Raw genomic sequence first — 19,616 nt, forward strand, 5'->3', positions numbered from 1 at the left:
TGGGAGCTGGCTTGCCTGCGAAGACGGCCTGCCAGCCGACGCATTTCTACCTGACACGCCGGGTTCCAACTGTGGGAGCTGGCTTGCCTGCGAAGACGGCCTGCCAGCCGACGCATTTCTACCTGACACGCCGGGTTCCAACTGTGGGAGCTGGCTTGCCTGCGAAGACGGCCTGCCAGCCGACGCATTTCTACCTGACGCGCCGGGTTCCAACTGTGGGAGCTGGCTTGCCTGCGATGGCGGCATGCCAGCCGACACAGGGTTATCAGACCGTACATATCCATTCCTGCGGTAACGGCCACCTAGGGTTCCGCTCTGACAGCGGCTCACTTCGCATCGTGGTTACCGTCTACCGCTACAGCGTTGTGCAAATACTCATGCTCGCCTCAGGCAAACAGCCCAAGATTTCGCGCCTGGACAGCTCTGCGTCCGTCATACTGGCAAGCATGACTTTTGACTCGCCTCTCGCCGCTTACCAACATGCCATCGCCCAGCCAGGTTTCGTCGCCGACGACGCCCAGCGCCGGGCGGTACAAGCCTTGCAAACCTGTCACGAGGCCTTGCATCAAGGGCGTTCGTCGATTGCCGGCGTTTACCTGTGGGGCCCGGTGGGGCGTGGCAAGACCTGGTTGATGGACCAGTTCTACCAAAGCTTGCGCGTGCCTGCGCGGCGCCAGCATTTTCACCACTTCATGGCGTGGGTGCACCAGCGCTTATTCCAGCTCACGGGCACCCAGGACCCCTTGCAGGCGTTGGCCAGGGAGCTGAGCCAGGCGGTGCGCGTGCTGTGCTTCGATGAATTGTTTGTGAATGATATCGGTGACGCGATCATTCTCGGCCGCCTGTTCCAAGTGATGTTCGAAGAGGGTGTGGTGATGGTGTGCACGTCCAACCAGCCGCCCGACCAGTTGTATGCCGGCGGCTTCAACCGTGAGCGTTTCCTGCCGGGTATCGACGCGCTCAAGCAGCATATGCAGGTGGTGGCCGTGGACGGTGGCGAGGATCATCGCTTGCATCCCGGCGTGGGCATGCAGCGCTATTGGGTGAATCAGCCCGAGGCACTGGCGGCGCTGTTCCGACAGTTGAGCCAAGGCCAAACCGTGACCAGCGGGGTGGTAAGCGTAGGGTACCGCACCATCATGACGGTGCAGGCCAGTGACACCGTGCTTTGGTGTCGCTATGCCGACCTGTGTGAGCAGCCCCTGGCCGCGATGGATTTCATGCTGTTATGTGATCGCTTCCACGCCATCCTGCTAGGAGACGTCCCCAACCTCAGTGCACAGAAACGCCCGGGCCGGATTGCCCGTGGCACCGAAGACGGCGCCGAGCGCGTGGTGGCCGGGGATCGAGAGTTGCCACAGTTGTCGGTGCATGACGACAGCGTACGGCGTTTTATCGCGTTAGTGGACGAATGCTACGACCGCAAAGTGCCACTCTTTATCGACGCCGAGGTGCCATTGCACAGCCTGTATACCGAAGGCTACCTGGAGTTTCCTTTCCGCCGCACCCTGAGCCGTCTGCAAGAGATGCAGTTGGAACGCTTCGCCACTTAGGAAAAATCGCCGCTCCAAAGCTCTTTGCACGCTTTGATGCGCGCAAGCTTCGCATTTTCTGTCAGCGATTTGTCGCTTATCTCCTTCATCTACTGCCGACTCCACGCTTACAATCGCAGCTCTCAAAGGGAAACGATTCCCTGGTTGTCGCTATCGAGGAAGGAAATGGACACCCCAGACATCCTGGTGCTGCAAGCCAGCTATACCAACGCCGTGCACGCCGACGCCATTGGCCTGTTGCTCAACCATTACGCTGAAGATCCGATGGGCGGCGGCCATAGCCTGCCAGCCGATCTCTTGCAGCAGTTGCCAGCCGAACTGGCCAAGCGCCCACACGCGTTCAGTGTGCTGGCGTTCGTCGGGGGGGAGCCAGCGGGATTGGTCAATTGTTTCGAGGGCTTTTCGACCTTCGCCTGCCGGCCCTTGGTCAATGTCCATGATGTGGTGGTGAAAGAGCAGTTTCGGGGGTTGGGGTTGAGTCAGAAGATGCTGCAAAAGGTCGAGGAAATCGCCCGGCAGCGCGGTTGCTGCAAGATTACCCTCGAAGTGCTGGAAGGCAATACTCTGGCGCAGGCGGCGTACCGCAAGTTCGGTTTTGACGACTCAGTGTTTGATCCGGCCCATGGGCGGATGTTGTTCTGGAATAAATCGTTGTAATAAATAACCGGCAAAAAAAGGCGCCATTAAATGGCGCCCAATAAACCTTTGCCAACGGAGCAGAATGGCGCAGGGTGCTACGGATTAAGTAAGCATTAACTCAGCTGTTCGGTTGCGCCTGATCAAGCGTGTCGGCCTTGACCGACTTGCCATCGGCGCTGGCAACTTGTTGCTCAGCCTTGCCGTGGGTTTTTTCCTGAATGAAGCTGAAGTTGTTGTAGAACTCCTTGGAGCGCTCTGCGCCGCCCTCTGCAAAGGCAGCGGCAGAGGTCAGGGTCATCAGGCTGGCCAGCATCAAGGTCGAGAGTTTCATAGTGGTATCCCCATTAAAGTGATAGGTGTCTGGTCGCTTCGTGATCAGATCATGGAGCGACTATGGCGTTATCTTATTAAGTGGGAATTAACGGGAGATGCCGTTGAAGTTAACAGTTTTGTTAACTTCAACGTGCGAGGCTATAACTTCCAATCCAATGCCAGCGTGACGGAGCGCGGTTCGCCCCAATACACGCCGTTATAAAAGCCAACGCGCTCGTAATATTTCTTATCAAAGAGATTGTTCACGTTGACCGACGCCGAAACCTGTTCGTCGAACTGGTAGCGCGACATCAGATTGACCACGGTGTAGCCCTGTTGCGTGATTTTCGCCCGGGTGGTTATTGGCCTACCTTCGCTGTTGCGCTGCCCGGTCGGGCGGTTGCTGAAGTCGTAGGTTTCGCTTTGCCAGTTCACGGCGCCGCCGACCGTCAGTTTGCGCCAGGCGCCGGGCAGGCGATAGGCGCTGGAGATCTTCACCAGGTTCAAGGGTTGGCTGGTGTTGTTGCGTTTGTCAGAGCCATTGACCGAATGGGTGTAGGTGTAGCCGGCGGACAGGTTCCAGTCCGGCGTGATTTCACCGGCGGCTTCCAGCTCGAAGCCGTTGACCTTGTTACCTTTGCCGCCGGATTTGTAGTACTCCTCGCCCGTGACCGGGTTGGGCGGGACTGAGTCATCCCGCTCGGCGACGTTGTCCTGGGTACTCCAGAAGTACGCGGCGGCCAGGTTCAAGCGCTCGTTCAGCACACTGCCCTTGAGGCCCACTTCGTAGTTACTGCCGACCACAGGCTCCAGGTACTTCTTGTTGGCATCACGGTAGTCCTGGGGTTTGAAGATGTCGGTATAGCTGGCGTAGACGGTGTACTGCGGCGTGATGTCGTAGAGCAGGCCGGCGTAGGGCGTCCACATATCATTGTGGGTCTGGCTGGTTTTGCCCGAAGCGGTCAGTTGGTCGTTGGCATCGTATTTGGGCTCTGCGCTTTCCAGCTCCCAACTGCCGTAACGGCTGCCCAGTACGGCGTGCAAGCGGTCCGTGAGGCTCAGCCTTGTGGCCAGGTAGCCGGCTTTCTGTTGTTTCTTGCTGTGCTCACCCTTCAGGTCGGTCACCTGGTCGGTGAACTTGCCGATGCCGCCCATGTGCTTCCAGTCCTGAATGGGGTAATAGCTGGCTGGCAGGTCGCTGCGCATGAAGGGCGAGACATCCCGTTGGGCGGCTTCGCCATAGCCCATCATCAGCGCGTGTTCGCGGCCCAGCAGCGTGTAGCTGCCGGCCAGGTTGAGGTCGATGGCCTCCATGCGCGAGGTACCGCGCATATGGCTGGCCCAAGCCGTCATGCCGCTGCGGTCGGGGTTGGGGAAACCGGCGCCGCCGTAATACACCTTGCCATCGGTGTCGCTCTGGCGATGGGTATAGGCGGCCTTCAGGTGCCAGTCGCCGCCGAGCCGATGGTCGAGGGTGGCGAAGGTGGTCTTATCGGTCAGCGGCCAGGAACTCCAGTGCGCCGCCATGTTGGTGGAGCGGGGCAGCCTGGCCTTGCCGCCCTGGCTGTTCCAGTAGGGCACGGTGCCCCAAGACGTGCCTTGCACCTGTTTGTCCTGGTAATCAAAGCCTGCGGCCAGCACGGTATCGTCGGAAAGGTCAGCCTCGAGAATGCCGTAGCCCACCGCCCGCTGCAGTCCATAGTTGTCACGAAAAGACTTGCTGTCGCGGTAAGCCAGCACGCTACGCCCGCGCAGTTTGCCGTCGAACGCCAGCGGGCCGCCCACGTCAACGTAGCTGTAGTAGTTGTCATGGCTGGCGCCACTGATGCCGGTCTTGGCCTGCCACTGGGCGGTAGGGCGCTTGCGCACCATGTTGACGGTGGCCGAAGGGTCGCCTGCGCCCGTGGTCAGGCCCGTCGCGCCGCGCACTACTTCGATGCGGTCGTAGATGATGGTGTCGGCGTCGGTCTTCATGTAGCCGAAAGTGTTGAGCATCCCGTCAACCTGGAAGTTGCTGATGCCATAGCCTCGGGCGGAGTAGTAGACACGATCGGAGTCGTAATGCTGAACGTTGACGCCCGTGGTCTGGCGCAACACATCCGTCAGGGTATTGAGATTGAAGTCGTCCATCTGCTGGCGTGTGATCACCGAGATCGATTGCGGGGTTTCCTTGACGGAGAGGTTCAGCCGCGTGGCGGTGCTCATCGAGCCAGTAGTGTAGGCGCCGGTGTGCTCGGTGGTGGCGCCCAGGCCGTCGGCGCTGATGGTGGTCGCGCCCAGTTCCAGGGCTTTGGCGGGGGCTGTATCGGGGGCGGTGTCGGCCAGCGAATCCGGGCTCAGCGCCAGGCTGAACAAGCCGAAGGTGAAGGTCATGGAACGGGTGAAGGGCGCAAACATCGCTGCAGACTCCTTGTCGTCTTTGATACCTCCCCAGGCAGGGAGGGCTTGGTTCAAAGACGAAAGGAACTGCGGAACTTTAGGCTCAAACGAGAATGATTGTTATCTTTCTGTTACAAGACCCTGGCTTACTTGGCCACCACTTCGGCGCCGTCGGCCTTCTTGGGCTTGATCAGGCTGAAGTCGATCAGCGCCTTCTGCTTGGTCTCGTAAGGGTTGCCGATCAATAGGGGGCGAGGCTTGAAGCTGTCGCTTACCAGGCTCTTGCTGTGGTCCAGCTCATCGAAACTCAAGCCTGCCATGTCGGCCCAGGTGTGGATCAACTGCGAACTGCTGTAAGGCCGCTGCAAGTCGCCGGCGAAGCTCCAGTCGTGATTTTCGCGCCATTTGGGCGAGGCGTAGGCCATGAACGGGATGGTGTACATCGGCGCGGTCGGCTTGCCTTCGTTACGGCCCAAGGTGTCGTGGCCGGCGGAGTCGAACACGTCTTCGCCGTGGTCCGAGAGGTACAGCAAAAAGCCGTTGGGGTCGGTCTTGGCGTAGTCCTTGATCAGGCTGGAGACCACGAAGTCGTTGTACAGCACCGCGTTGTCATAGCTGTTGTAGGTCGGCAACTGCGCATCGCTGACACCCGCCGGCACGCCCTGGCGGTCGGTGAACTTGTCGAAGGTCTGCGGGTAGCGGTACTGGTAGCTCATGTGGGTGCCCAGCAGGTGCACCACGATGAACTTGCGTTCGGCGGTATCGGCCAGGGCCTTGGAAAACGGCGCCAGTACGTCGCCGTCGTACTGACGGGCGTTCTGGTTGCGGTTGTTGTTCAGGTACACCTGCTCGTCGGCCTGTTCGGAAAAGGTCGTGAGCATGGTGTTGCGTTTGGTCATGGTCTGCTGGTTGGTGATCCAGAAGGTCTTGTAGCCAGCCTGTTTCATCACGCTGACAATCGACGGTGTCTTGAGGTACAGGTCCGGGTTTTCTTCGTCAGCGAAGGTCAGCACCTGTTGCAGCGCTTCAATGGTGTAGGGGCGCGGGGTGATGACGTTATCGAACACGGCCAGTTGGTCGCGCAGCTTGTCCAGCTCCGGCGTGGTGTTGCGCGGGTAGCCGTAGAGGCTCATGCGCTGGCGGTTGGTCGACTCGCCGATGACCAAGACAAGTGTGGACGGCTGGCCGGCCATGCTGTCCTTGAGGTTGTTCAAGGGCGGGATCTTGCTTGCACTGGTGAGCATGCCTTGCATGTTGTCCAACTGCTCGGTGTAGCGACGATAGGCGACGATCATCTGCCAAGGCACGGCAGGCTCGATGCGGGTTTCAAAACGATCGATGGCCAATTCCATGGTTTCGCTGGTGGCGATCTGCTTGACCAGTGGGTAGCCCACCACCGCCAGGACGATGGCAATGGCTGCCACGATCGACTGGCCGCGAGGCAGATACACCGGGCGCAAGCGCGTCCACAGGAAGATGGCGAAGGCGGTGTGGGCAATGAACGCCAGCACGATCCACCAGGCAAAGTATTGGGTGGCGTATTCGCCGGCTTCAGAGATGTTCGACTCGAACATGATGAAGATGACGCTCTGGGAGAATTCCTGCTGGTAAATGAAGAAATAACCCAGGCTCGCCATGGAGCAAGCCCACAGCACCACGCCGATCAAGGCGGCGAGCAGGCGCGTACGACGCGGGAACAGCAGCATCGGCGCCAGCCACAGCGCACTCATGAAGAAGGCCTGGCGGAAGCCACTGAAGCCGGAGGTGCCGGTCAGCTGGATAAGAAGTTGGGTAATACCCGAGAAATACCAGAAAAACAGGAATAACCAGCCAAGGCCGGCCCAATCAAAGCCTTTCGCAGTCGTCGTGCTGCGTTTGAACATCGCCATCCAGCGCCCCATCAGAAATAGATTGTCGCGCACAGGCGCGCAACATCGGGCCGCCCAGGAAGTGAGCGGCATCGCGGAACGGGAGTATCAAGAGGGGAATGTGAAAACTTTGTGAGTTTTCTGTAGGTATTGCCTTACAACGCGTTCGGCGCGGGCATCAGCACAGGGCAGGCTTGGCATCCGACGGCTGATCGAGCTGGGCTTGAAGGTGCAAGCGCAGGCGCAGGACTTCCTGTTGCAACTGATCGCGCTCGTCTTTCAACTGGCGCAATTCATCGCGACGGAGGGTGACGTAGAGGGTCTGTGGCGGACGGGTCATCTGTGCTGTGCTCATTGCTTACCTCGCAAATAGCCGGTAGATCGCGGTGCCGAAACAGGTTTCTGGCAACAGTCGGAAGCAAGTTTGAATTCTTTTTCGCGGCAAGGGAACTTTTTTATTTTTTGCGGTCGTGTGACTTTTGCCGGGGTGATGGTGAAACGATGGCAACTTTTTTGCCATGAAACTACACGGATCCGCTCTGGACTAACCCTCATTAGCCTCATTGCGCTATAAACTATGTCACACATTTTTTAGAAGTTAGGAGCATCAGCACATGCAACTGGGGATTATCGGACTAGGCCGCATGGGCGGTAACATTGCGCGGCGCCTGATGCTCAATGGGCATACCACCGTTGTATACGACCGTAACGAAGCCTTCGTCAAAGCCTTGAGCGAGGAGGGCGCCACCGGCGTTGCCGACTTGAAAGCGCTGGTGGCCGGCCTGCAAAAGCCCCGTGCTGTCTGGGTCATGTTGCCGGCGGGCGCGCCCACCGAAGACACCATCAACGCACTGAGCGAACTGCTGGAAGACGGCGATGTGATCATCGACGGCGGCAACACCAACTACAAGGACGACGTGCGTCGCGGCAAGGCCCTGGCTGAAAAGGGCCTGCACTATGTGGACGTGGGCACTTCGGGCGGCGTCTGGGGCCTGGAACGGGGCTATTGCATGATGATCGGTGGCGACACCGAGACCGTGAATCGCCTCGACCCGATCTTCAAAAGCCTGGCGCCGGGCCTGGGTAACATTCCGCGCACCAAGGACCGTTCGGCCTCTGCCGACCCACGTGCCGAGCAGGGCTACATTCACGCCGGCCCAGCGGGTTCCGGGCACTTCGTCAAGATGATCCACAACGGCATCGAGTACGGGATGATGCAGGCGTTTGCCGAAGGTTTTGACATCCTCAAGACCAAGAACTCGGAAAACCTGCCGCAAGACCAGCGCTTTGACCTCAACGTTGGCGACATCGCCGAAGTCTGGCGTCGTGGCAGCGTGGTGTCGTCCTGGCTGTTGGACCTGACCGCCGACGCCCTGGCCACCGACCCGAAACTCGACGGCTACTCGGGCTCCGTGGCCGACAGCGGTGAAGGCCGTTGGACCATCGAAGCAGCGATGGAGCAGGCGGTGCCGGTTCCGGTGTTGTCGACCTCGCTGTTCGCGCGTTTCCGTTCCCGCCAGCAGAGCACCTACGGTGACAAAATGCTGTCTGCCATGCGCTTCGGCTTTGGTGGTCATGTGGAGACTTCCAAAAAATGACCGCCAACGGCAAGAAACCCAAGGCCGAACCTGCTCCACCCACCACATTGTTTCTGTTTGGCGCCCATGGCGACCTGGTCAAGCGCCTGCTCATGCCGGCGCTGTACAACCTCAGCCGTGACGGTTTGCTCGGTGATGGCCTGCGTATCGTCGGTGTTGATCACAACGCCATCAGCGATGCGGACTTTGCCAAGAAACTCGAGGACTTCATTCGTACCGAAGCCTCCAGCAAAGTCAGGGGCAATGCCGAGAACGCCCTCGACCCCGCGTTGTGGGCGCAACTGGCCAAGGGCATCAGCTACGTCGAGGGCGATTTCCTCGACGACAGCACCTATGCCGATATCGCCAGCAAGATCGCTGACAGCGGCACCGGCAACGCGGTGTTCTACCTCGCCACTGCACCGCGCTTCTTCAGTGAAGTGGTGCAGCGCCTGGGCAGTGCCGGTTTGTTGAATGAAACGGACGAGGGCTTTCGGCGCGTGGTTATCGAGAAGCCGTTCGGCTCCGACCTGGCCACCGCCGAGGCGCTCAACGCCTGCCTGCTCAAGGTGATGAGCGAGAAGCAGATCTACCGCATCGACCATTACCTGGGCAAGGAGACGGTGCAGAACATCCTGGTCAGCCGTTTCTCCAACGTGCTGTTCGAAGCGTTCTGGAACAACCACTATATCGATCACGTGCAAATTACTGCCGCTGAAACCGTCGGCGTTGAAACCCGGGGTAATTTTTTCGAAAAAACCGGCACCTTGCGCGACATGGTGCCCAACCATCTGTTCCAGCTGCTGGCAATGGTCGCCATGGAGCCGCCGGCAGCCTTTGGTGCCGACGCGGTGAGGGGTGAGAAGGCCAAAGTGGTCGGTGCGATCCGCCCCTGGTCGCTGGAAGATGCGCGGGCCAACTCGGTGCGCGGCCAATACACCGCTGGCGAAATCGCCGGCAAGCCATTGCCCGGCTATCGCGAAGAAGCCAACGTCGCGCCGGACAGCAGCACCGAGACGTTCGTCGCGCTAAAAGTGATGATTGATAACTGGCGTTGGGTCGGTGTGCCGTTTTACCTGCGTACCGGCAAGCGCATGAGCATCCGCGACACCGAGATCGTGATCTGCTTCAAGCAGGCGCCTTATGCACAATTTCGCGATACCGAAGTCGATGAACTCAAGCCCACTTACCTGAAAATCCAGATCCAGCCGAACGAAGGCATGTGGTTCGACCTGTTGGCCAAGCAGCCTGGGCCGACCCTGGAGATGGCCAATATCGAGTTGGGCTTTGACTACAAGGACTTCTTCGAGATGCAGCCGTCGACGGGTTACGAAACCCTGATCTACGACTGCATGACCGGCGATCAGACCCTGTTCCAGCGCGCCGACAACATCGAGAACGGTTGGCGTGCGGTGCAGCCGTTCCTGGATGCGTGGAAGCAAGATGATGGTATCCAGGCCTACAAGGCTGGTGAGGATGGCCCGGCGGCGGCCGATGCCTTGCTGGCCCGCGATGGCCGCGCCTGGCATAGCCTCGGATGAGTGACGTGACGATTCATCCCGTCCGGTTTGTCCTCAGTGATGTGGACGGGACGCTATTGCATCCCGACCACAGCCTCAGCCAACGCACCGCCGATGCCATTCGCGCTATGCGCGAGGCTGGGGTGATTTTCAGCCTGGCCAGCGGGCGTCCGCCCAAGGCCATGCGGCATTTGATCGAGACCTTTGGCATCGATGTGCCGGTGGCTGGCTTTAATGGCGGTACGTTGGTCAACCCGGATGGCAGCATCCTGATTGCTCATCATCTGCCGGCGGAAGCGGCGCTGATCACCCTGTCGCTGTTTTCCAGCGAGCCGGACGTGGAAGTCTGGGTGTTTGCCGATGGCGACTGGCTGCGCCGTGATCCGCCCGGGCCCATGGTGCAGCGCGAAGCCGATGGCTTGGGCTATGGGCCGGTAGTGGTGGAGAGTTTCGAGCCTTACCTGGACAGGGTCGACAAGATCGTCGCCGCCAGCAACAACACCCAGTTGCTGGTGGAGCTGGAAGCGCAATTGCAGCCGAAAGTGCAGGGGTTGGCCCAGGTGTCGCGTTCGCAGCCGGTGTATCTGGACGTGACCGCGATGCTGGCCAATAAAGGCGAAGCCTTGAAAACCCTGGCTGAACACCTGGGCGTACCGCTTGCACAAACGGCTGCGATTGGAGACGGTGGCAATGACCCGGCGATGTTTCATGTGGCGGGGTTGTCGATTGCCATGGGCCAGGCCGAAGAAACCGTCAAGCGCCAGGCCAATGTGGTCACCGGCAGCAATGTCGAAGACGGCGCTGCCGAGGCGTTCGAACGCTTTATTCTCGCCGCACGTTAAGCGTGCACGTATGACTGTACAACTTCCAGCTCAAGTTTTACTTGGGCTGGAAGTTGCTGCATTGCATTACTTTGGCATCGCCCAGTGTTGCAACTGGTGGCCATCTTTATCGAGCTCGGCACGGGCCTGCAATAGCAGGTTTTCAAGTTGGGCCGGGTCGGTATAGGCAGTCGACGGCAACTGTTTGCTGCCGATGCGGGTGTTGGTGCGGTCGATGACGCTCAGGCTGAGGGCGCCAACGCCATCGTGCCAGGCCACGCATTGAAAAGGCTGGAAGGCACGGTCTGCAATCAAAAGAGCTTCGTTGATGCGCAGCGGAGCGTTCATTTGGGTCTTCTCTCTGTATGCCCATTCAAGTGAGTACCGGCGGTTGGGCTGACCGTGCGGTGGGTTACTTGTACTGATGCACGATGGTGGGGTGCGGGTCACATGCTAGGGCAAGAAATTTTAACGTTCCCTGATTGACGTCATGTAAGCGGCTGTTTTGAAAGCGCAATAAACCTTTCACTGGCGAGCAACTTCTGGCGCGCTACGAAACAGGCATGGCTTTTTGCCCACGCTTATAGCGAAAGGGTACAAGGTAAGCGTCAAGATCTTGCTAGGGTTACCAACAGTCGACACAAACTGTTGTTTCTAAATAACTTTAACAATATTGGCGCCAAGGAACAGTCATGGTTGCGACACCCGCTCAACGCCGCTTACTGGTGGTCGACCCCTGTGACGATTGCCACGGGTTATTACCCGGTTTACGCACCGCCGGCTGGGAAGTGGACAGCTGTGCCTTGGAGGCGGTAGGTGAGCGCTCCTGCGATGTGGGCCTGCTGCGTTTGCAACGCGATCACCTGGAACGCCCTGAAGCAGTCAAAGAGTTGATTGGTCGCAGCGGCACCGAGTGGATCGCCGTGCTCAGCCAGGATGTACTGCGTTTGCAGAACGTCGGCGATTTTGTCTGCGAATGGTTTTTCGACTTTCATACCTTGCCCTTCGATGTGTCCCGGGTGCAGGTGACCCTGGGCCGTGCGTTCGGCATGGCGCGCCTGCGTGGCAAGGGCTACGCCCCGGTGGATGAGCCCCATGAATTGCTGGGCGAAAGCCGTCCCATCCGAGAGTTGCGCAAGTTGTTGTCCAAGTTGGCGCCTACTGAGTCCCCGGTGCTGATCCGCGGTGACAGCGGTACGGGCAAAGAGTTAGTGGCCAAGACTTTGCACCGCCAGTCCCAACGGCACGCCAAGCCGTTTGTCGCGATCAATTGCGGCGCCATCCCTGAACACCTGATCCAGTCCGAGCTGTTCGGCCACGAAAAAGGCGCCTTTACCGGCGCCCATCAGCGCAAGATCGGACGTATTGAAGCGGCCAACGGCGGCACCCTGTTCCTCGATGAAATCGGCGATCTGCCGATGGAGCTGCAAGCCAACCTGTTGCGCTTTCTTCAGGAAAAACACATCGAACGCGTTGGCGGCAGCCAGCCGATCCCGGTGGATGTACGCGTGTTGGCTGCCACCCACGTCAACCTCGAGGCCGCGGTGGAGAAGGGCGCCTTTCGCGAAGACCTGTATTACCGCCTGAATGTGCTGCAAGTGGTCACCGCGCCGTTGCGCGAACGCCATGGCGACGTGGCAATGCTGGCCAACCACTTTTCACGGTTCTACAGCCAGGAAACCGGGCGACGCCCGCGCAGTTTCAGCGAAGAGGCTTTGGTGGCGATGGGGCAACACCCGTGGCCGGGCAATGTGCGTGAACTGGCCAACCGCGTACGGCGCGGCCTGGTGCTGGCCGAAGGGCGGCAGATCGAAGCGGTTGACCTGGGGCTGCAGGGCCAGCAGGTCATTTCGGCGCCGATGGCGACATTGGAAGACTACAAGCACCGTGCCGAACGTCAGGCGCTGTGCGATGTGCTCAACCGGCACAGCGACAACCTCAGTGTCGCGGCCCGCGTGCTGGGGATTTCCCGGCCGACGTTCTACCGGTTGCTGCACAAACACCAGATCCGCTAGGGCGGGTAAAACCAAAGTGGGAGTTGGCTTGCCTGCGAAAGCGGTGGTTCAGTTAAAGCTTCAGTGACTGACACTCCGCTTTCGCGGGCAAGCCCGCTCCCACAGGGGATCTGTGCCAGGCGCTGATTTTGTGGGCAATACATAACCAATGTGGGAGCTGGCTTGCCTGCGATAGCGGTGGTTCAGTTGAAGATTCGGTGACTGGCACACCGCTATCGCGGGCAATCCCGCTCCCACAGGGGATCTGTGCCAGGCGCTGATTTTGTGGGCAATACATAACCAATGTGGGAGCTGGCTTGCCTGCGAAAGCGGTGGTTCAGTTAGAGATTCAGTGACTGACACTCCGCTTTCGCGGGCAAGCCCGCTCCCACAGGGGATCTGTGCCAGGCGTTGATTTTGTGGGCAATACATTGCCAATGTGGGAGCTGGCTTGCCTGCGAAGGCGGGAGTGCAGTCACAGATGCATCAACTGACCCACCGCCTGCGGGCAAACCAATCAGAAGTAATACGGGAATTTCAGGCTGAACGTAAAGTCCGGTGCATCATCGGTCATGCCAATCGCAAGGTTCGGCACGATGGTCAGGTTATCCGAAGCGGCAATCGTCATACCCACGTTAAAGTAGCCCGCGTTGGCATCGCTGGACACCACCGATTGCCAGTCGCCGCCATCCGGCTTGAGTTTGCTCTTGCGCTGCACCAGGTCGGAAACCGAGAACGACATGCTCATCTTCTCGTTCAGGGCAAAGGCGACGCCGACCCCGAACTGGAAGCTGTCGCCCAGGCGCACCTTGCCTCCCACCTTCTGATTGACTTGACTGCTGATGTCATCGAACGAGTCTTCAAAGTTATGGGTGTACGACAACGAACCGAACAACACGGCCGGGTCGAAGGTCTTGACCAGGGAAATGCCCGGTGTGACCGACCAGACCCCGTTGCCCGTGGGCAGGCTTTCGGGCACGTAGAGGTTGTCGTTGTTCGGTTGCTGGACCAGTTTGATGCCAAAAGGCTCCTTGCCCGTCGGTGCCTTGACGCGCACGGATACCACCGCGTCCGGCAAGGTCGAGGTTTCGTCGAGGAACTTGTACGCCACGCCAAAGTTGACATCGCCGATGGTCGGGTCACGAGTCACGGAACCTTCGGAGGTGGCGGTGGCGTCGTTGCCGGCGCCGCCCGACTGGTAGGTGGACTCGCGGTACACCACCGGCACGTTCAGGTCGAACTGCCAGCGGTTGTCGACGTTGTAGCGCCCGGTAAGGTCCAGGGTCCAACTGTCGGACTTGATCCGGTCCAGGTTGATGTTGCCGAGGAAAATCGAGTCCAGCGCCAGGAAACCATTGAGCGTCAACTGGCGCGCGTCATAACGGGCATAGGTGATGCCGGTTTCCACGCTGAACTTGCCATTGCCGAAAAAGCCGCTGGCTTCGTTGTACAGGTTGCTCACACTTTGCGCAGGGGCGGAGTCGTCCTTGAGGGCCTGGCCGTAGGAGCTGCCACCCCCGCCAGCGCCACCGGATGCCGCGGCTGCGCCCGTACCGCTAGCCGCGACAGTGTTAGCGCCGTTCTTGAAGTCTGCCGGTGATTTGGCCAGACGCCTGGGGGCGGGCGTTGCCGGTTGGTCCTCGACCTGGCGCACACGCTGCTCCAGCACGGCCAAGGCTTTTTGCTGCACGTCGTAGCGTTGCTTGAGTTCCAGGAGTTCCTTCTTCAGGGTTTCGATGTCAGCGTCTGGCGCGGCATACAGCACGGATGCGGGCAAGAGCGTACTCAAACAAACCACCGCACGTAGCGATAACGATCGATGCATGAAATAAGCCGTCCTTTTCTAATGCGTGAGTGTCGAGGGTCAGCGTAGTTCAATAACCGAGCGTGCGTAGGCCTTTGAGTTGATCCAGGTTGCAGTTCAACGCGGCGTTATTCAGCCCGCTATTGTTCATCACGACATTGATCTGGGTGATGTTTCTGACAAGGTTGCTATCGCCGGTCAATACCGTGCCCTGAAGCACATTCCCCGCGCCGATCTGTTGCAGGCTGTTGCCCTGGTTGTGATTGGCCTGGATGGCCATCTGCACGCCGCCACTGTTGGCCGATACGCTGACACGGCCCGCGGCGCTGTCCCCGGTCACTGTGCCGCCCGCCACCAGCACCTGGCCGGACTGCAGGTTATTGGCGGGGGTAACCCCATTTTCGACGTTGATGCCCACATTGTTGTAGGCGGCGTTGCCATCGCCGGCGGCGCGTACACTTTGGGTCACGCCCTGGCCGCTGCCGAGGCCGGCACCACCGACCACATTTCCGGTGCCGGTGTTGGGGCGCGTGCCGGTACCGGTCGAGCCGGTGGTTTGCACGTAGAACTGTGGAGTAATGGTGGTCTTGTCGATGTGCATGTTGGCCGTGCCGGTGATGTTGTCACCGACGGCATTGGTCCAGGTGCTGCTCATGACAATGCCAAAGCTGATGATGCGCCCCGGCATCACGTAACGGCCACGCAGCTCGGCCATTTCGGCGTCCTTGAGTTCGATGGGCTTGAACCCCGAGGACGCATAAGCAGGCATTGAGGCGGCCAGACACAAGACCGTCAGCCAACGGGAAGTGTTCATTTGCTGCTCCTGGGGCGTCCTGCCCCTTATTGCGCTTCTAGAAGAAGTCGCTCTGGATAAAACCGAAATCCATCAACTCGGCATCGCCCACAGGCCGGAACTCATTCATCTGGCTCTTGGCGGTCAGCGGCAGAGGCGGGTCGAGCAAGACGTTGGCCTTGTCGTAACCCTCGCCCAGTACGGCGAAGACAATGCCATTCCAGCCTTTGACGAAATCGTCATGGGAATAGCGCTTGTGGCCCAATACGGGGTCACCGATGTACACCCAGTCCTTGTCGGCCCGTTGCAACACCACGAAGTGCTTGTAGCCGCGGATTTCCAGCAGCACCACCACGGGGATTTTCACGGTCAGCAGGGTCTCGGGCGCGATCTTGTAGCCCCGGGCGCGCATGCCGATGCTTTCGAGGTAGCGCTTCATATCCAGCATGGAAAAGCCCTGGGTTCGTACCAGGTCCTGGTCGGCAGTGACCAGCATGCCTTTGATGATGTGTGCTTCGTCGACGTCCAGCCAATAGGCCTGGCGCAGGATGGTGGCGAGTGCCGCGGCACCGCAGCTGAAATCGGTTTTCTGTTCCACCAGGTTGGCGAACCGGCGCTCGCGAATGCTCTCCACCTTCTTGAAAATCACCGCACCGCCGGGCATGGCGGAGATTGCCATGGTGCCTGCCCAGGTCGTGCCGGTGAGTAACATCAGGAGGGTGAGGGTCGCGATACGCATGATCGAATGACCTGTTGGACACTGGAATAAAAAAGGGCCTTGTCGCCAAGGCCCCGTTGGATCAGAAGCGCACGCCGCTGGCGCAGACGCTGCAACCTTGGCCGATCGACAGGCTGTTGCTGCCTTGGTTGCCCGCACCGGATTGCAGGTTGACGCCTACGTTGCCGGAGTTGCGGTTAACCGAGTTTTCGAGGCTTGCGTTGTTGGACACGTACTGAGGCTTGCCATAACCATGGCTGCTGGCGGCCGTGTTCAGGTAGCTGTTGTTGAGCGAGTTCTGCTCGGTGTTGGAAGCCGCTGCGATGTTCTTGCCGTCAGCGGTGGTGATGGCCAGGTTGTTTTTACCCTGGTTGCCCTGGCCGGCCTGGCCGTTGTAACCCACGTTGCCGGAGTTGCCGGTGATGGAGTCGTCAAGAGAGGCGTTGTTTTGCGTGCCTTTGTTGACGAAGTTGTTATGCGAGCTGCCTTGGTCGACATCAATCACGGCAAACACGGTGGCGAAGTCGCCTTTGGCACTGGAGATGGCGCCGGCGTTGTCAGCCTGGTTGCCGGAACCTGATTGTACGTTGGCCCCGACATTACCGCTGTTGCTATTTACCGAATTTTCAGCTGATGCATTGTTATCGGTGTTGGTGTCGTCGAATTTGTTGTGTTCGCTTTTTTGTACGTCAGTGACCACAGCGGCCACGGTACCGGTGGGTTGTGGGGTTGGATGCCAGCCACCCGCTTGAGCAGCAGCAGCCATGAGTGCGGCGAGAGCGAAAACCATTGGTTTCAGAGCCATTTGAGGTTTCATGGTGTTTCTCCTTGCTTCTAATTAGTTGGTTAAGTGTTGGTACGGTCTAACGCACGTCTACCAAGCGGTTACTTGATAGTGATGCCCAGGGTGTTAGCCACTCGGTTCCCCACCCCGGCACTCTGGTTCACCTGTGTCACTCCTCGGCTGCCGGTGAAGGCCTGGTCGCTGGTCACGACCTGGCGGCTGCCAGTGGTGGGGGTGAGCCCTGAGTCGGTTGCCAGCGTCGTCGTGTTCTGTTGCAACAGGACGCTGTCATCGATGCTCTGCGGGCCAGGGTTGAGGCTGATCCGCACAGCGTTGATGGATTGGTTATTGGCCCCGGCAGACTGGTTGATGCCCAGCACACCGTTGCCACTGCTGAATGAGTTGCCCTGGATCGCGGCCTTGGCGTTCAGGGACGGGTCGACCTTGCCGTTGACGCGCTGGATGTCGACGTTGGTGGCCTGGCCGCCGAGCGCGATGGCGCGGCTGTTGGACATTTGCTGCCCCGTGCCGGCGGCCTGGTTGATCGACAGCACACCGTCATACTGCTGGCCGCTGTGGTTGATCACGGCGCTGTTGTCGGCCATTGCCGAGGCGCTGCTCAGCAGGGCGAATATCAACAGGGCGCGCTTCATCACTTGCCCCCCATCATGCTGCCGAGATTGTTGAGCGGCGCCATGCCACGCTGGACCGAGTCGCTGATCTGCCCGCCCATGCTGCCGCCGCTGCCCGCACCGTGGCCGGCCGCTGCGCCAGCGCCAAGTGTCGACATGCTGTTTTGGGTGGCACCCAGGCCCGACAAGCTGCCATTGGGCTGAAGGGTGCGGGCGAGGCTGGAACCACTGCTGATGCCGCCGATGTCCCTGTCACTGAGTTCGCCGGTCAGGGCGCTGTTGATCTCTTTGCTGGGGTTGGCGTTGGCGGTATTGGGGTAGGGGTCGGGCAGGGAGGTGCGCCCGTACATGTGGCCCTGCACCGTACGCCCGGTCACGATCACACCGTCACCCGCCTGGCTCGTCAGGCTGACACCTGCACTGAGCACGCAACTGATCAGCAGTACGTTTATCGACGAGGTGTGTGTGAGTGTGTTCACGGCGGCAGTCCTTATTCTTAACGCTGACCCTAAACAGCGTTGTCAGGGAAAGAGCAGAAGGCGTGCCGCTTTTTATTAAATGTTGATATTCAAGGGGTTGGGCTAAAGTCGAGGCAAAGTGATGGCACCCCCGTTTCAGGTTTGAAACAGTCCTGAGCGCTTGAGGCATACCTGTGCTCGCCTCACGCTGTCTCAGCCATGTAACACTGCCTGTGACAGAACCATGAATCCGCACACGGCGGGCGATGCAGGTGAGGGAGGTGTTTCAAAAACGGACACCCGCGGCCCAAACGTACCGCTTCGTGCGAGCGGGCTCAGCCCTTGGGGGTTTTACGCGGAATGGAATTGAGCACGGGGTTGCCGTCCTGGTTTTGGGTCAGGTAGACCGGCAACACCTTGGGCAGGGAGGGCACGAGGTTGTTGACCTCGTTGATGTTATAGATACCGCCGACGCGAATCGCACCGGTACTGGCGTCTGCAAGCATCACCGGCTTTTTCAGGTAGCGGTTGATCAGGGGCAAGGCGTCCGTGAGGGTCAGGTTGTCGAGCACCAGCTTGCCCTGGCGCCATGCCAGCGCGGTGTCATCGGGGTTGATAGCGGCGACCTGCGGGGTGGCGTCACCCTGGCGGAAACTGGCTTGCATGCCTGGGCTAAGCGGCACACTGGCATGCTCGCCGTCGCTGGAGATCTGCACCGAGCCCTCCAGTAACATCACCCGCACCTGATCTTCATATTCCCAGACATTGAACTGCGTGCCGGTCACTCGCACCTGGCCTTCGCCGGCCCGCACGATAAACGGGTGGTTGCTGTCGTGCGTGACGTTGAAGAACGCTTCGCCCTTTTTCAGGGTGACACGGCGCTGATCCTTGTAATGGCTGTAGACCAACTCGGTACCCAGGTTCAACTCCACTTGGCTGCCATCGCCCAGGGTGACTTTTTTCAAGCCATTGGCTGCTTCGAACCGTTCATATGAGCTGGGCAACCAGCCCGCTTCCCAGCCGGTGAAGGCGGCAAGCGGCAATGCTGCCAGGCACACCGCTGCGGCCACCGCGTAGGTGCGGAAGCGGCGGGGCGGCTTCTTGATTGGGACCACCACCGCCTCAGGCTTGTCGCGGGGCAGATGGTCGGCCACGTCCCAGATCTCGAGCATGGCTGCATATTCGAAGGCGTGCAGCGGATGTCCATCGTGCCACTGGGTAAAAGCCTGACGTTCGTCCGCCGTGCAATCTGCAGCATGCAGGCGCATGCACCAATGCGCGGCGGCGTCGGTGATGGCGTCATATTCGGTTTCTGAAAGGGGCTTTTCGCTCATTAACTCATCCTGATTTCCCACATTCTAACCTCCCAAGGTAGACGGCGAGAACCGCATCATGGCGATTGCACATCAATTGGAACTTATTCTTGTTTGTGTGCGCCTAAAAAATCAGGAATTAACCTGTCGTCCACTATGGAGTACGAAAATGTTGAAGAAAACCTTGATCGCCCTGTGTGCTACTTCCGCGCTGTTGAGCGCTGGCGCCGCCATGGCCGACAAGCCGGGTGCAGGCTGGATCACCATTGAGAAAGCCATCGAGGTGGCGAAAACCAAGGCCGGCTACATTGAGGTCTACGCCGCTGAAGCGGATGACAATGGCTATTGGGAAGTCAAAGGTCGCAAGTCCGATGGCATCGTGTATGAGGCGCGCATCGACGGCGCTTCCGGTAACGTGCTGCGTGACCAGAAAGACTGATGCACTCGCCGG

20 protein-coding genes are annotated in these 19,616 nt (G+C 59.5%); 7 read left to right on the forward strand and 13 right to left on the reverse strand.

From position 1 onward, the window contains the following. The coding region (locus GIV35_RS22285; RefSeq protein WP_236304451.1) for a hypothetical protein at nucleotides 1-278 on the reverse strand (278 nt) is incomplete at its 3' end. A gap of 168 nt (nucleotides 279-446) precedes the next feature. On the opposite strand from GIV35_RS22285, the gene zapE reads away from it, so the two are divergent. Both zapE and GIV35_RS22295 read left to right on the forward strand, forming a co-directional pair. Next, nucleotides 447-1,553: a cell division protein ZapE gene (gene zapE / locus GIV35_RS22290; protein WP_105229130.1), complete on the forward strand. Its 1,107-nt coding sequence runs from the start codon at nucleotides 447-449 to the stop codon at nucleotides 1,551-1,553. A gap of 165 nt (nucleotides 1,554-1,718) precedes the next feature. Then, on the forward strand, nucleotides 1,719-2,210 hold the full coding sequence (locus GIV35_RS22295; RefSeq protein ID WP_105226683.1) for a GNAT family N-acetyltransferase: 492 nt from the start codon (nucleotides 1,719-1,721) through the stop codon (nucleotides 2,208-2,210). A 100-nt stretch (nucleotides 2,211-2,310) separates the two neighbouring features. Here GIV35_RS22295 and GIV35_RS22300 read toward each other — a convergent pair whose 3' ends face one another. The 4 genes from GIV35_RS22300 to GIV35_RS22315 form a co-directional block, all read right to left on the reverse strand. Continuing rightward, nucleotides 2,311-2,523: a hypothetical protein gene (locus tag GIV35_RS22300; RefSeq protein ID WP_236265128.1), complete on the reverse strand. Its 213-nt coding sequence runs from the start codon at nucleotides 2,521-2,523 to the stop codon at nucleotides 2,311-2,313. A gap of 140 nt (nucleotides 2,524-2,663) precedes the next feature. Beyond that, complete coding sequence (locus GIV35_RS22305; RefSeq protein ID WP_236265127.1) at nucleotides 2,664-4,901, reverse strand: TonB-dependent siderophore receptor; 2,238 nt, start codon at nucleotides 4,899-4,901, stop codon at nucleotides 2,664-2,666. 128 nt (nucleotides 4,902-5,029) lie between these two features. Further along, a complete protein-coding gene (locus GIV35_RS22310) occupies nucleotides 5,030-6,772 on the reverse strand; it encodes a phosphoethanolamine transferase CptA (RefSeq protein WP_236265126.1) in 1,743 nt (580 codons plus the stop codon). A 157-nt stretch (nucleotides 6,773-6,929) separates the two neighbouring features. Continuing rightward, nucleotides 6,930-7,106 carry a DUF6026 family protein gene (locus GIV35_RS22315; RefSeq protein WP_196492057.1) on the reverse strand — a complete coding sequence of 59 codons (177 nt, stop codon included), beginning with the start codon at nucleotides 7,104-7,106 and terminating at the stop codon, nucleotides 6,930-6,932. A gap of 259 nt (nucleotides 7,107-7,365) precedes the next feature. Between GIV35_RS22315 and gnd the strand changes: the two genes are divergently transcribed. From gnd to GIV35_RS22330, 3 genes are read left to right on the forward strand one after another with little or no spacing between them, the layout of a single operon-like run. Then, nucleotides 7,366-8,349: a phosphogluconate dehydrogenase (NAD(+)-dependent, decarboxylating) gene (gene gnd / locus GIV35_RS22320; protein WP_057702872.1), complete on the forward strand. Its 984-nt coding sequence runs from the start codon at nucleotides 7,366-7,368 to the stop codon at nucleotides 8,347-8,349. Continuing rightward, nucleotides 8,346-9,869: a glucose-6-phosphate dehydrogenase gene (gene zwf, locus GIV35_RS22325; protein ID WP_032892093.1), complete on the forward strand. Its 1,524-nt coding sequence runs from the start codon at nucleotides 8,346-8,348 to the stop codon at nucleotides 9,867-9,869. The genes gnd and zwf overlap by 4 nt, the downstream gene beginning before the upstream one ends. Then, a complete protein-coding gene (locus GIV35_RS22330) occupies nucleotides 9,866-10,690 on the forward strand; it encodes an HAD family hydrolase (RefSeq protein WP_236265125.1) in 825 nt (274 codons plus the stop codon). The genes zwf and GIV35_RS22330 overlap by 4 nt, the downstream gene beginning before the upstream one ends. A gap of 66 nt (nucleotides 10,691-10,756) precedes the next feature. Here GIV35_RS22330 and GIV35_RS22335 read toward each other — a convergent pair whose 3' ends face one another. Beyond that, nucleotides 10,757-11,017, reverse strand: a complete 261-nt coding sequence (locus tag GIV35_RS22335; protein ID WP_034127718.1) for a hypothetical protein — start codon at nucleotides 11,015-11,017, stop codon at nucleotides 10,757-10,759. Nucleotides 11,018-11,361: 344 nt separating this feature from the next. On the opposite strand from GIV35_RS22335, the gene GIV35_RS22340 reads away from it, so the two are divergent. Then, nucleotides 11,362-12,684, forward strand: coding sequence for a sigma-54 dependent transcriptional regulator (locus GIV35_RS22340; protein WP_034127717.1), 1,323 nt, complete (start codon nucleotides 11,362-11,364; stop codon nucleotides 12,682-12,684). 496 nt (nucleotides 12,685-13,180) lie between these two features. Here GIV35_RS22340 and GIV35_RS22345 read toward each other — a convergent pair whose 3' ends face one another. The 7 genes from GIV35_RS22345 to GIV35_RS22375 form a co-directional block, all read right to left on the reverse strand. Continuing rightward, nucleotides 13,181-14,488, reverse strand: coding sequence for a hypothetical protein (locus GIV35_RS22345; RefSeq protein WP_032892089.1), 1,308 nt, complete (start codon nucleotides 14,486-14,488; stop codon nucleotides 13,181-13,183). Nucleotides 14,489-14,537: 49 nt separating this feature from the next. After that, nucleotides 14,538-15,281 carry a hypothetical protein gene (locus GIV35_RS22350; protein ID WP_105226688.1) on the reverse strand — a complete coding sequence of 248 codons (744 nt, stop codon included), beginning with the start codon at nucleotides 15,279-15,281 and terminating at the stop codon, nucleotides 14,538-14,540. A 37-nt stretch (nucleotides 15,282-15,318) separates the two neighbouring features. After that, nucleotides 15,319-15,999 (reverse strand): C39 family peptidase, encoded by a 681-nt coding sequence (locus GIV35_RS22355; protein WP_019817800.1) that lies wholly within the window; start codon nucleotides 15,997-15,999, stop codon nucleotides 15,319-15,321. Nucleotides 16,000-16,060: 61 nt separating this feature from the next. Then, complete coding sequence (locus GIV35_RS22360; protein ID WP_200649050.1) at nucleotides 16,061-16,795, reverse strand: hypothetical protein; 735 nt, start codon at nucleotides 16,793-16,795, stop codon at nucleotides 16,061-16,063. Between the two features lie 68 nt (nucleotides 16,796-16,863). Next, nucleotides 16,864-17,415 (reverse strand): adhesin, encoded by a 552-nt coding sequence (locus GIV35_RS22365; protein WP_200649049.1) that lies wholly within the window; start codon nucleotides 17,413-17,415, stop codon nucleotides 16,864-16,866. Continuing rightward, a complete protein-coding gene (locus GIV35_RS22370) occupies nucleotides 17,415-17,873 on the reverse strand; it encodes a hypothetical protein (protein ID WP_236265123.1) in 459 nt (152 codons plus the stop codon). Before GIV35_RS22370 ends, GIV35_RS22365 begins: the two co-directional genes overlap by 1 nt. 314 nt (nucleotides 17,874-18,187) lie before the next feature. After that, entirely contained in the window at nucleotides 18,188-19,186 is a 999-nt protein-coding gene (locus GIV35_RS22375) for a FecR family protein (RefSeq protein WP_236265122.1), read from the reverse strand. A 148-nt stretch (nucleotides 19,187-19,334) separates the two neighbouring features. On the opposite strand from GIV35_RS22375, the gene GIV35_RS22380 reads away from it, so the two are divergent. Beyond that, nucleotides 19,335-19,604 (forward strand): PepSY domain-containing protein, encoded by a 270-nt coding sequence (locus GIV35_RS22380; protein WP_014718736.1) that lies wholly within the window; start codon nucleotides 19,335-19,337, stop codon nucleotides 19,602-19,604. Nucleotides 19,605-19,616 lie beyond the last annotated feature (12 nt).

Origin of the sequence: Pseudomonas sp. PA-1-6B, assembly GCF_021609545.1 — a bacterium.
GTDB classification, from domain to species: domain Bacteria; phylum Pseudomonadota; class Gammaproteobacteria; order Pseudomonadales; family Pseudomonadaceae; genus Aquipseudomonas; species Aquipseudomonas fluorescens_BV.

Excerpts from the sequence above, each read along its gene's own strand:
- zapE (WP_105229130.1), top strand. The coding sequence starts at position 447 with ATGACTTTTGACTCGCCTCTCGCCGCTTACCAACATGCCATCGCCCAG.
- GIV35_RS22295 (WP_105226683.1), top strand. The coding sequence starts at position 1,719 with ATGGACACCCCAGACATCCTGGTGCTGCAAGCCAGCTATACCAACGCC.
- GIV35_RS22300 (WP_236265128.1), bottom strand. The coding sequence starts at position 2,523 with ATGAAACTCTCGACCTTGATGCTGGCCAGCCTGATGACCCTGACCTCT.
- GIV35_RS22305 (WP_236265127.1), bottom strand. The coding sequence starts at position 4,901 with ATGTTTGCGCCCTTCACCCGTTCCATGACCTTCACCTTCGGCTTGTTC.
- GIV35_RS22310 (WP_236265126.1), bottom strand. The coding sequence starts at position 6,772 with ATGGCGATGTTCAAACGCAGCACGACGACTGCGAAAGGCTTTGATTGG.
- GIV35_RS22315 (WP_196492057.1), bottom strand. The coding sequence starts at position 7,106 with ATGAGCACAGCACAGATGACCCGTCCGCCACAGACCCTCTACGTCACC.
- gnd (WP_057702872.1), top strand. The coding sequence starts at position 7,366 with ATGCAACTGGGGATTATCGGACTAGGCCGCATGGGCGGTAACATTGCG.
- zwf (WP_032892093.1), top strand. The coding sequence starts at position 8,346 with ATGACCGCCAACGGCAAGAAACCCAAGGCCGAACCTGCTCCACCCACC.
- GIV35_RS22330 (WP_236265125.1), top strand. The coding sequence starts at position 9,866 with ATGAGTGACGTGACGATTCATCCCGTCCGGTTTGTCCTCAGTGATGTG.
- GIV35_RS22335 (WP_034127718.1), bottom strand. The coding sequence starts at position 11,017 with ATGAACGCTCCGCTGCGCATCAACGAAGCTCTTTTGATTGCAGACCGT.
- GIV35_RS22340 (WP_034127717.1), top strand. The coding sequence starts at position 11,362 with ATGGTTGCGACACCCGCTCAACGCCGCTTACTGGTGGTCGACCCCTGT.
- GIV35_RS22345 (WP_032892089.1), bottom strand. The coding sequence starts at position 14,488 with ATGCATCGATCGTTATCGCTACGTGCGGTGGTTTGTTTGAGTACGCTC.
- GIV35_RS22350 (WP_105226688.1), bottom strand. The coding sequence starts at position 15,281 with ATGAACACTTCCCGTTGGCTGACGGTCTTGTGTCTGGCCGCCTCAATG.
- GIV35_RS22355 (WP_019817800.1), bottom strand. The coding sequence starts at position 15,999 with ATGCGTATCGCGACCCTCACCCTCCTGATGTTACTCACCGGCACGACC.
- GIV35_RS22360 (WP_200649050.1), bottom strand. The coding sequence starts at position 16,795 with ATGAAACCTCAAATGGCTCTGAAACCAATGGTTTTCGCTCTCGCCGCA.
- GIV35_RS22365 (WP_200649049.1), bottom strand. The coding sequence starts at position 17,415 with ATGAAGCGCGCCCTGTTGATATTCGCCCTGCTGAGCAGCGCCTCGGCA.
- GIV35_RS22375 (WP_236265122.1), bottom strand. The coding sequence starts at position 19,186 with ATGAGCGAAAAGCCCCTTTCAGAAACCGAATATGACGCCATCACCGAC.
- GIV35_RS22380 (WP_014718736.1), top strand. The coding sequence starts at position 19,335 with ATGTTGAAGAAAACCTTGATCGCCCTGTGTGCTACTTCCGCGCTGTTG.